Genomic DNA, 10660 nt, shown 5'->3' with positions numbered 1-10660 from the left:
TAAATCACCTTCTTTCATAGTGTTAGCGAGGCAGTACGAAAGTAGTGGTAGGCGATTTATAAGTGTATTTTATTACAAATAAATATCGGGGTGAAGTACCACCCCAATATTTATTATAGAACCATAATAGTATTATGATATAAACCATAGAATTAGAAACATAATTAAGTTTGTTAAAGCGATATTTTTTTTGTAAAGTAGTTAGGTAAAAGGGCGATTCTGCAATCAACTTTGATATAAAGTTATCCTTTCTCTTGCCGATATATTCTTTAAGACTGTTTTCAATAATAGGAGGTAATAAATAAAATATAAGCAGTATATAAATAGGGGAAGGAGCGTATCCATAGTAACTAACCAGAAAAAAAGAAACAATAAGACATAAGGAAATGTAATGTTTACTCATCATAAGTGAGCGGTAACCGGAGACAACTTTTCGTTCCTGTTTCATTTTTACCTTCTTTAATTCGTTCATTAAAGCCTCCTATTTAATGTTTCGTCAAAAATCCGATTCATATAGAAAATTTATGGTATAGGTACATATGTACTGTTCTGTTGTATAAAAACCTGATATTATTATAGTACAAGATTTATGAAGTCTCAATAAGAACTGTTTTAATAAAGGCAATCGTTTATGAAAGCTGTGTAAAAATTATGACGAGAATTAAAACTTTTTAAAATTTCCTTTGAAAATTTCGGAAAAAGAATATATAATATAATCGAGTATGTTTAAGTTATAGTGTATTGGATGAAAATATAGAAAAGACTAGACAAACCGTAGACATAATTATAGACGTAGACTTTAAAGGATTGGAATATAAAAGGATAATTGGCTTGGAATTGTATTTGATCTCCGGGGGAAGGTCAAGTTTTGTTCTGGAAGAGATAAAAGAACTGGAGAGCTTCAAGACTTATTCTGATTAGAATTAATAAAGAGGTTAATCCGTACGATAACGGAATGGAAAGGAGATACATTATGTTGGGCAGTGATATCGGAATTGATTTGGGAACAGCAAGTGTTTTGGTTTATATAAAGGGAAAGGGAGTTGTTTTAAAGGAACCATCGGTAGTTGCCTTTGACAGGGATACCAATAAGATAAAAGCGATTGGAGAAGAAGCCAGATTAATGTTAGGTAGAACACCGGGTAATATAGTAGCGGTTAGACCTCTCAGACAGGGTGTTATTTCTGATTATACTGTAACCGAAAAGATGTTAAAGTATTTTATTCAAAAGGCTGTTGGCAAACAGAGATTTCGTAAACCCAGAATCAGTGTCTGTGTACCCAGTGGCGTAACTGAGGTTGAAAAGAAAGCGGTTGAAGATGCTACCTATCAGGCAGGTGCAAGAGAAGTTGCTATTATTGAAGAGCCTATAGCGGCGGCAATCGGAGCGGGAATTGATATCTCCAGACCTTGTGGGAATATGATTGTAGATATTGGTGGTGGTACCACGGATATTGCTGTTATATCTCTGGGAGGTACCGTAGTTAGTACCTCAGTAAAAATTGCCGGTGATGATTTTGATGACGCAATTGTGAGGTATATGAGAAAGAAACATAACCTTTTAATCGGTGAGAGAACCGCAGAGGATATTAAAATAAAGATAGGGTCCGCCTTTAAGAGACCGGAATCCGTATCGATGGAGGTCAGAGGTAGAAACCTTGTAACCGGCCTTCCTAAGACAATTGCCGTTACATCTGAGGAAACAGAGGAAGCTTTGAAAGAAACCACCTCCCAAATCGTAGAAGCGGTTCACAGTGTACTTGAAAAGACTCCGCCGGAATTGGCAGCTGATATTGCAGACCGCGGTATCGTACTGACTGGTGGCGGTTGCTTATTATATGGTCTTGAAGAACTAATTGAGGAGAAAACCGGTATCACAACAATGACTGCCGAGGATCCTATGACAGCTGTGGCAATCGGAACCGGTAAGTTCGTTGAATTTTTAAGTGGTAAAAGGGATTAATAAATTATAGTAAATATGATTTGATACACGAACACAATCTAGACACCCGTATATTTTTATGCGAAGGTTTAACCGTGTGAGTTAATATAATTCACACTCCCCTAAGGAAATGAGGCAGATAATATGGTAAGAGGATTATATACGGCCTATACAGGAATGGCAAATGAACAAAAAAGGCTGGATATCATCGCTAACAATCTGGCAAATTCAGCAACCGTTGGTTACAAGGAAGAGAATGTAACGAATCAAGCTTTTGATGATGTACTAACCATTAAAATTAGGGATGCATCAGAAGCTTATAATGACAGACCAATCGGTAAGATGAGTTTAGGAGTGAAGCTGGGAGAGGTTTATACCAGTTTTTCACAGGGTTCCCTAAGACAGACTGCAAATCCTTATAATTTGGCTTTGGAGGGTAAGGGCTTCTTTCAAATGTCGGTAACAGACAGAGCCGGAAATGAAAGTATAAAATACACACGAAATGGTTCTTTTACCATGACAAAGGATGGTCATATCGTGGACGTGGATGGAAACCGCCTGATGGGTGAAGCCGGAGAGATTATGATACCCTTAGATGCAGTTAATGTTACAGTTGATGAGGGTGGAGCCATTTATACGGATGGTAATTATCTGGATACGATAATAATTACCGATTTTGAGAATTATGATTATCTCATCAAATCAGGCGACACAATGTATCAGACAGTAGAAGGTGCGACACAAATACCTGGAAATGCTTTGGTAAGGCAAGGATTTACGGAACAATCCAATGTGAATGTAGTATCAGAAATGGTTGAGATGATATCCGTAACCAGGGCTTATGAAGCAAACCAGAAGGTTATTCAATCCGTAGATAGGACCTTAGAGCTTGCTGCCAATACGGTAGGCAAGGTATAAAAGGTTAGTTCTATCCTATGGGATACCAGAATGTGGTCCGTACTTAAGAGGAGGAAGATGATATGATGAGATCCTTATGGACGGCAGCGTCCGGAATGATTACACAGCAAACCAATGTAGATACGATTTCCAATAACCTGGCTAACATTAATACGACTGGTTATAAGAAAGAAAGTGCAGAATTCAAATCATTATTATATCAGACAATTCAGGAAAAATCCTATGACAATAATGGAGTTCCTAAGCCGGTAGGGATACAGGTTGGTTTAGGGGTTCGTAATTCCGCAATCACTTCCCGATTTACACAAGGAACTTTACAGGAAACAGGCAATGATTTTGATCTGGCGATTGAAGGGAAAGGTTTCTTTCGGGTTCAGACTCAGAATGGTGAGATTGCCTATACCAGAAATGGTTCTTTTCGAATGGCAATTGGTGTGAACGGCGCTACCCTGGCAGACTCAGACGGTAATTCGGTATTAGATGTTAACGGTATGCCAATCGTTGTAACTGCGGCAGATATTCCTGCTGATACCGAGGAGCCTGTAGATGGAGTGGATGAAGATCAGGATGTTGAAGATGTAGAAGGTGAGGAAGGCACTGAAGGTGCGAATGAACCTGTTTTTAATCCTTCTAAAATCACAATCAGTGAAACAGGTGCATTAATGTATCCGAATAAAAAAGGTGTAGCTGTTCCGATTAATAAACAAATTAGTATTGTACAGTTTAATAATCCAAGCGGTTTACAAAAGATGTCGAACAGTTTACTTAAGGAAACCGAAGCTTCTGGTGAAGCAAGAATTGAAGCAAATGATACAGGACTTCAAAAGAGTAAATTACGTCAAGGATATTTGGAAGGATCCAACGTTCAGGCAGTGGATGAAGTCGTTAATTTGATTGTTGCACAAAGAGCCTATGAGATGAACTCAAAGATTATTACTGCAACGGATGAGATGTTACAACAGGCGAATAATTTAAGATAAAGAGCTCCGGAAAGGGGTAAAGAGAGATGGGTATAGCAATCGGTTCTGACGCACAATATTTTGCTACTACAGCTGGAATGACAAAAGATAAAGTTAATGTCAAAGAGCTGCAGGAAAAACTAAAGAATAAACCGGCTTCGGATGAAGAGCTTATGGAGGTATGTAAAAGCTTTGAATCCTATATGTTGGAGCAGGTATTTAAAGAGATGGATAAGACGATTCCCAAGGAAGAGGATAAGAATCCCTATCTGGAACAGTTTGGTGATATGTTATATCAGGAATATGCGAAGAATGCGACTCTGAATGAAGGGATCGGTATCGCTAAGGTTCTATATGAAGCAATGAAAAGGAATGCTTAAGAAAATCGGAGGCCTGTCTGATTATGCAACAAAGTAAAAGTATCATACATTTGAAGTTATAGACATTCATAAGAAATAATTTATTGTCATTGCTATGATATTCTTTCATGGCAATGACATTTTATATTTACGTAAAGAGATAGGTTTCTTCCGGTTTTGAAAAAGTAATCTAATATCATTAAATAATTGAATCAGGGGGGTGTATGATTTGGCCGAGGTAATTGAAGGATATGTTGATAAAATAGTATTTAGAAATGATGATAATGGTTATACGGTATTAAGCCTTATTAAGGATGAAGATGAAATTACCTGTGTAGGCAGTTTTACCCTGATTAGTGAAGGGGAGTTCATACAGGCTAGTGGTAATTATACGGAGCATCCCGTATACGGAGAACAATTCTTAATGGAAAGTTATGAGCTTAAGGAACCGGAGGATGTATATTCTATTGAGAGGTACTTAAGTTCCGGTGCAATTAAAGGAGTCGGGGCTGCTCTTGCAGCAAGGATAGTGAAAAAGTTTGGAGAAGGAACCTTTCGTATTATTGTAGAGGATCCCGGACGTCTGGCAGAAGTTAAGGGCATCAGTGGTCGTATGGCTATGGAAATATATCGTCAATTCGAAGAGAAAAGAGATATGCGAAGTGCCATGATGTTTTTGCAAAAGTATAATGTAAGCGGTAATCTAGCAGTTAAGATATTTCAAGAATACGGGCAAAGAATGTATGACATTATTAAAGAAAACCCTTATCGCCTGGCTGAGGATATAGTCGGAGTTGGATTTAAGACAGCAGATGAGATCGCACAAAAAGTAGGGATAGGGAATGATTCAGACTATCGTGTTAAGGCAGGTATATTGTATGTTCTGCTACAAGCCGGTAGTGATGGGCATGTATATCTTCCTGAACAGGAATTAATACAAAAATGTAAAAGCCTTCTGCTCACAGACACAGAGAATATTAATCGTCAGATCACTTCATTAACGATAGAGAAGAAAATTATTATTAGGGAAGGTGATAACAATAAACCGGTTTATTCTTCTGTATTTTACTATATGGAATTAAACGTTGCCAGAATGCTTTGTGATTTGAATATCCGCCTTGATATGGACGGGGAATATATTCGTAACCGTCTTTCCTTTATAGAAAAACAGTTCTTGATTGAGTTAGATGATCATCAAAGAACTGCTGTTATGGAAGCGGCAGGAAACGGACTTTTAATTATTACTGGTGGACCCGGAACAGGTAAGACGACTACGATTAATGCCATCATAAAATTCTTTGAGTCAGAAGGGATGGATATTTTGTTAGCTGCACCTACCGGCAGAGCTGCAAAACGAATGACAGAAACTACCGGATATGAAGCTAAAACAATTCATAGACTTTTAGAACTTTCCAGGCTGGCACAGGATCAGGAGAATAAATTCTCTTTTGAGCGCAATGAAAACAATCCGCTAGAGACAGATGTTTTAATCATTGATGAAATGTCTATGGTAGACATAAGTTTAATGAATGCATTACTTAAGGCGGTTTCTGTGGGAACCAGGCTAATCTTGGTAGGGGATGTAAATCAGCTACCGAGTGTCGGTCCGGGAAATGTTCTAAAGGATATTATTAATTCTCATAATTTCAATGTTGTAAAACTGACTAAAATTTTTAGGCAGGCTGCTGACAGCGATATTATCGTTAATGCTCATAAAATTAATGCCGGTGAGCAAATCAGCCTAGATAATAAAAGTAAAGATTTCTTTTTTCTAAAAAGGGAAGATTATAATGTAATAACAGCTGTTATGATTAACTTGATAAAGAATAAACTACCTAGTTATGTAAATGCTACACCCTATGATATACAGGTTCTTACCCCGATGAGGAAAGGGGAGCTGGGGGTCGAAAGACTCAATCAGGTGTTACAACAGGCTTTAAATCCGCCCTATCAGGACAAAAAAGAAAAAGAATACCATCAAACTATTTACCGAGAGGGAGACAAGGTAATGCAGGTCAAAAATAATTACCAGCTCACTTGGGAAATAAAGAGTAAGTACGGTATAACGACACAATCCGGAACAGGAGTATTTAACGGGGATGCAGGTATCGTGAAGGAAATTAATCTTTTTTCGGAGCATCTGGTAGTTGAGTTTGATGACAACCGTTTGGTGAATTATAGCTTCAGTCAATTGGATGAATTGGAACTGGCGTACGCTGTAACCATTCATAAATCACAGGGAAGCGAGTATCCGGCAGTAATATTACCTATATTGGACGGACCAAGATTGTTATTTAACCGTAACTTACTTTATACAGCTGTTACAAGAGCAAAATGTTGTGTTACCATTGTAGGATCCGATTCTATGATTAAGTTTATGATTGATAACAAAAGCGAACAAAGCCGTTACTCAGGACTTTGTGAAAGGATTAGGGAATTAAGATAATGAATTACCCAAAAAAAGGTAGTGCATTTTATTGGTAATTAAGCTATAATAATTTTATAATAAATAGGTTGAAAGAAGCGGAGGGGATTTTTTGACTGATACATCTTTAGTAATTATGGCAGCAGGTATGGGCAGCAGGTTTGGCGGAATAAAACAATTGGAACCGGTAGGTCCCAGTGGCGAAATAATTATGGATTATTCAATATATGATGCGTTGGAAGCAGGCTTTAATAAAATTGTATTTATCATTCGTAAAGACTTGGAGAAAGATTTTAAAGAAGTAATAGGTAATCGAATTGAGAAGCATGCTAAGGTTGAATATGTATATCAAGAGCTTAATCAATTGCCAAGAGGATTTACAAAACCTGAGGAAAGAACAAAACCTTGGGGAACCGGTCAGGCAGTGTTATGCTGTAAGGATATTGTGAAGGAGCCGTTCGCTGTTATTAATGCAGATGACTATTACGGGAAAGAAGCATTTCAGATTATATATAAGTTTTTGAACACATCATCCTTTTCGAGCAATGAATATTGTATGGCGGGTTTTATTCTGGGAAATACCCTTAGCGAAAACGGTACGGTAACTAGAGGGGTCTGCAGAGCGGATGCTGATTCAGTGCTTAGTGATATTGTCGAAACCTCGGGAATTATGAAGGATGGAGATCATGCACTTGCCAAAGATAAACAGGGAATGGATATTATATTAAGTCTTGACAGTATTGTTTCGATGAATATGTGGGGTTTTAAACCCGGATTATTTATTGAATTAGAAAAAGGTTTTGTGAAGTTCTTATCTAATATTGGTAAAAATGAACTGAAGAAGGAATATTTACTACCGGAGGTGGTAGGTGAACTCACACACACGAATAAGGCGGTTGTTCATGTACTTAAGACATCGGATCGATGGTTTGGTGTGACATATAAAGAGGATAAGGAAACAGTAGTGAATTCAATCCGTTCTCTGGTTAATGAAGGTGTTTATCCGGTAAAACTTTTTACATAAGAAAAAGGTGATACGATTGTTACGTACAATTCTTGATATGTTATACCCTGTAAGATGTCCAATCTGTGGGGATATTGCTGTCTCAAAGGATCAATTAATCTGCAACAACTGTTCTGATAAGTTGATATTAATAAAAGAACCTCGATGTAAAAAATGCAGTAAGCCGATTGACCAAGAAGAAAAAGAATTCTGTAATGATTGTGAACAAAAAAAGCACCATTATATACAAGGATATTCCTTATGGGTTTATGAGGGGGCAATTAAGAAATCGATAGCAGATTATAAGTATCATTATAAAAAAGAGAATGCTGTTTTTTATATTCAGGAATTACTGCGAGGTTATGGTGCCATAATAAAAAAATGGGCTCCCGATGTAATTGTTCCGGTTCCTATCCATAGAAGCAAACATAAAGAAAGAGGTTATAATCAAGCGGATATTCTTGCTCTTGGTATCGGTAATGAGTTGGAGATTCCTGTGCTATCCAAGCTACTGCTTCGTAATAAGAAAACATTACCGCAAAAGCAGCTTGATGATAAGGAAAGATTGCATAATTTAAAAGAGGCGTTTGAATTGAATCCTAAAATTAATAATAATCTTAATCTTAATATTAAAAAGGTGTTGCTTGTTGACGATATATATACTACAGGGAGTACAGTGGAGGCATGTACGAATGTACTTTTAAAATATGGAGTCTCTAAAGTATATTTTATCACCTTATGTATAGGTAAAGGCTATTAATAAAATTGGTAAACCTACAATGAAAGTCTTTTCTATATTTACAGTGGAATTGATTAAAAGCTAAGATTACTAAAAAATATAAAAACTAGCATAAGGTATGTCAAGATATATAAAATTATAAAAGGTAATATACAATATATATGATTGGAGGATAGTTCCTCCGGATAAAATACGACAGGAGGAATGGGAATGGAAGTAAGGAATTGCAAAGGTTGCGGAAAATTGTTTAATTATTTATCTGGACCACCATTATGTCCATCTTGTGCAAAAGCACTAGATTTAAAATTTGAGGAAGTAAAAGAATATGTGTATGACCATCCTCGGGTTGATATGCAGGAAGTTTCAGAAGTATGTGAGGTTTCAATTTCTCAGATAAAACAATGGATTCGGGAGGAAAGATTGTCATTTGCAGATGATTCGATGATTGGAATTGAATGTGAAGGATGTGGAGTAACTATAAAAACCGGACGTTTTTGCAAAGACTGTAAGGATAAATTAGCGAAAGGTTTCGGTGACCTGTATCCCAAAGAAGCTCCTGTACAAAAACCGAAAGACCCTAGAGAAAATCCTAAAATGCGTTTCTTAGATCAGAACACAGATAAATAATACGAAAAGAATAAGGGTTGTGCAAAATGAATTGTACGGAATATGCTTTATCACGTATAACCATTTTGTAACAGCCCTTTATAATAATTGGTAGGAATTATTCTGATAACCGGATACCATCATCGGTAATTGTAATAGTGCCTGCTTTATATAATCTACCTACAGCTCGCTTAAATGCGTTTTTACTGATGTGAAATACTTCTTTGATTTCATCAGAATCAGATCGATCATGATAGGGAAGAAATCCTCCGGCTGTCTTTAATTTTTCTAAAATCATTGAAGAATCTGAATCCATCTGCACATAGGATTTGGCACGGAGGCTTAAGGTTAATTTACCGTCTTCACGGACATTAATAACTCTGGCAGTCACGATTTCACCAATTTTTATTGGATGAAATATTTCGTTTTTTGGTATTAAAGCAGAATATTTATAGTCCACTGCAACAAAAGAACCGAAATTATCTATTTGTTCATATACAATGCCTGTAACCATGTCATCTTTTTTATAGTCTGAATTTGTAGATAACGAATCATAAACTTTCATGGTAGCACAAAGACGGCTGCTTTTATCAATGTAAAGAGCGACTAAGACTTGATCGCCTTCTTCTACTTTTATTGTCTGCTCCTTGTATGGAAGAAGCAAGTCCTTCATTAATCCCCAATCTAAAAAAGCTCCAATCTTACTCACTTCTTTTACTTTCAAAACAGCTAATTCCCCAACAGTTAAAGGCACATTGACGGTGGTTGCAATCTCTCTGTCCTCAGAATCCTTATAAATAAAAACTTGTAATCGGTCTCCTTGTTTTGTTCCTTCGGGGGCTTCTTTCATTGGTAGTAAAATACGGTGTTTTCCATCTGAGCCGGTTTCGCTTAAGTAGAAACCAAAATCTGTTTTTTTTACAACTTCCAAGGTTTGATATTTTCCTAATTCTATCATTTAATATCCTTTCTTTATTGGCTATTGTATAAACTCAATAATAGCATATGGTTTATTTTCCTGATCAGAAAGAACAACGACACAATTGTTCTTTTGACAGCATATCATGGGGACAATAGTATCATCCAAAACAGCCTGTTTTCGGTATTCAACCCTCATCTCTCTTGTGATGAATGTATCAGGAAGATATTCTTCGGCCATTTTTATGTATTGCCCATTATTTACATGGTTATACGAATCTATATTTGATTTTATTACTTTAAATTTCGGTTGTGACACTAAGTTGTCGGGTAGATTAATTTTACGATCAGCATACTCCATGGGATAGGGAGGCTCTAACGTATAGCCTGCATGATCATCCGGTACCTTCGTAGGTCTATTTGTTGTTGTATCAATGTAAACCCAGATGGAATTGGCTACGGCCAATACCTCCTCGCGATCATTTTTCATGATGAAATTACGATACCCATAAAACCCTTTAAAATCATAGGGCCATGTACCAATAGTTATTTGGTCACCAAGGTGAATAGGTGATTTAATCTGTAACTGCCATCCGGTTAAAAGCCAAATTCGGTTTTTCTTTTGTAAATAAGATAAACCAAGATTTAAGTCCTCTGACTGAAAGGTGCTGCAATCCTGAAAATAATTTATGATGGATGAAGGATCCATAGTATTTTTTTGATGATTCATTTCGCTATAACGAACTCTGCTGTTAAATAGGTACATAATAATTTGCCTTTCTTTATTTCTA

11 protein-coding genes are annotated in these 10660 nt (G+C 36.7%); 8 read left to right on the top strand and 3 right to left on the bottom strand.

Annotated elements, in window-relative coordinates; all coding sequences use genetic code 11:
* Positions 1 to 22: 22 nt before the first annotated feature.
* On the bottom strand, positions 23 to 472 hold the full coding sequence (locus I5677_RS16240) for a hypothetical protein (RefSeq protein WP_197662704.1): 450 nt from the start codon (positions 470 to 472) through the stop codon (positions 23 to 25).
* Positions 473 to 973: 501 nt separating this feature from the next.
* Between I5677_RS16240 and mreB the strand changes: the two genes are divergently transcribed.
* From mreB to I5677_RS16200, 8 genes are all read left to right on the top strand, one after another.
* Positions 974 to 1963 (top strand): rod shape-determining protein, encoded by a 990-nt coding sequence (mreB, locus tag I5677_RS16235; protein ID WP_279380773.1) that lies wholly within the window; start codon positions 974 to 976, stop codon positions 1961 to 1963.
* Positions 1964 to 2086: 123 nt separating this feature from the next.
* The gene (locus I5677_RS16230) at positions 2087 to 2860 is read left to right on the top strand and encodes a flagellar hook-basal body protein (RefSeq protein WP_197662702.1); all 774 of its coding nucleotides are present in this window, start codon (positions 2087 to 2089) and stop codon (positions 2858 to 2860) included.
* 62 nt (positions 2861 to 2922) lie between these two features.
* Complete coding sequence (locus I5677_RS16225; RefSeq protein WP_197662701.1) at positions 2923 to 3840, top strand: flagellar hook-basal body protein; 918 nt, start codon at positions 2923 to 2925, stop codon at positions 3838 to 3840.
* A 26-nt stretch (positions 3841 to 3866) separates the two neighbouring features.
* Positions 3867 to 4199 carry a rod-binding protein gene (locus I5677_RS16220; RefSeq protein WP_197662700.1) on the top strand — a complete coding sequence of 111 codons (333 nt, stop codon included), beginning with the start codon at positions 3867 to 3869 and terminating at the stop codon, positions 4197 to 4199.
* Between the two features lie 208 nt (positions 4200 to 4407).
* Positions 4408 to 6624: an SF1B family DNA helicase RecD2 gene (gene recD2 / locus I5677_RS16215; protein ID WP_197662699.1), complete on the top strand. Its 2217-nt coding sequence runs from the start codon at positions 4408 to 4410 to the stop codon at positions 6622 to 6624.
* Positions 6625 to 6715: 91 nt separating this feature from the next.
* Positions 6716 to 7627 carry a nucleotidyltransferase family protein gene (locus I5677_RS16210; RefSeq protein ID WP_197662698.1) on the top strand — a complete coding sequence of 304 codons (912 nt, stop codon included), beginning with the start codon at positions 6716 to 6718 and terminating at the stop codon, positions 7625 to 7627.
* Between the two features lie 37 nt (positions 7628 to 7664).
* A complete protein-coding gene (locus I5677_RS16205; protein ID WP_197662697.1) occupies positions 7665 to 8366 on the top strand; it encodes a ComF family protein in 702 nt (233 codons plus the stop codon).
* A gap of 189 nt (positions 8367 to 8555) precedes the next feature.
* Entirely contained in the window at positions 8556 to 8972 is a 417-nt protein-coding gene (locus I5677_RS16200) for a flagellar protein (protein ID WP_197662696.1), read from the top strand.
* 97 nt (positions 8973 to 9069) lie between these two features.
* Here the strand turns inward: I5677_RS16200 and I5677_RS16195 are convergent, their stop codons facing one another.
* Both I5677_RS16195 and I5677_RS16190 read right to left on the bottom strand, forming a co-directional pair.
* A complete protein-coding gene (locus I5677_RS16195; protein WP_197662695.1) occupies positions 9070 to 9909 on the bottom strand; it encodes a CvfB family protein in 840 nt (279 codons plus the stop codon).
* A gap of 21 nt (positions 9910 to 9930) precedes the next feature.
* Positions 9931 to 10635, bottom strand: coding sequence for an acyl-[acyl-carrier-protein] thioesterase (locus I5677_RS16190; RefSeq protein ID WP_197662694.1), 705 nt, complete (start codon positions 10633 to 10635; stop codon positions 9931 to 9933).
* Between the last annotated feature and the right edge of the window lie 25 nt (positions 10636 to 10660).

The organism is Mobilitalea sibirica (assembly GCF_015999265.1).
Classification (GTDB): domain Bacteria; phylum Bacillota; class Clostridia; order Lachnospirales; family Lachnospiraceae; genus Mobilitalea; species Mobilitalea sibirica.
The sequence above is the reverse complement of the archived record's forward strand: the minus strand, read 5'-3'. Positions and strand labels throughout refer to the sequence as shown.

Coding starts and splice junctions, on each gene's coding strand:
- I5677_RS16190 (WP_197662694.1), bottom strand. CDS start 10,635: ATGTACCTATTTAACAGCAGAGTTCGTTATAGCGAAATGAATCATCAA.
- mreB (WP_279380773.1), top strand. CDS start 974: ATGTTGGGCAGTGATATCGGAATTGATTTGGGAACAGCAAGTGTTTTG.
- I5677_RS16240 (WP_197662704.1), bottom strand. CDS start 472: ATGAACGAATTAAAGAAGGTAAAAATGAAACAGGAACGAAAAGTTGTC.
- I5677_RS16225 (WP_197662701.1), top strand. CDS start 2,923: ATGATGAGATCCTTATGGACGGCAGCGTCCGGAATGATTACACAGCAA.
- I5677_RS16230 (WP_197662702.1), top strand. CDS start 2,087: ATGGTAAGAGGATTATATACGGCCTATACAGGAATGGCAAATGAACAA.
- I5677_RS16195 (WP_197662695.1), bottom strand. CDS start 9,909: ATGATAGAATTAGGAAAATATCAAACCTTGGAAGTTGTAAAAAAAACA.
- I5677_RS16205 (WP_197662697.1), top strand. CDS start 7,665: ATGTTATACCCTGTAAGATGTCCAATCTGTGGGGATATTGCTGTCTCA.
- I5677_RS16200 (WP_197662696.1), top strand. CDS start 8,556: ATGGAAGTAAGGAATTGCAAAGGTTGCGGAAAATTGTTTAATTATTTA.
- I5677_RS16220 (WP_197662700.1), top strand. CDS start 3,867: ATGGGTATAGCAATCGGTTCTGACGCACAATATTTTGCTACTACAGCT.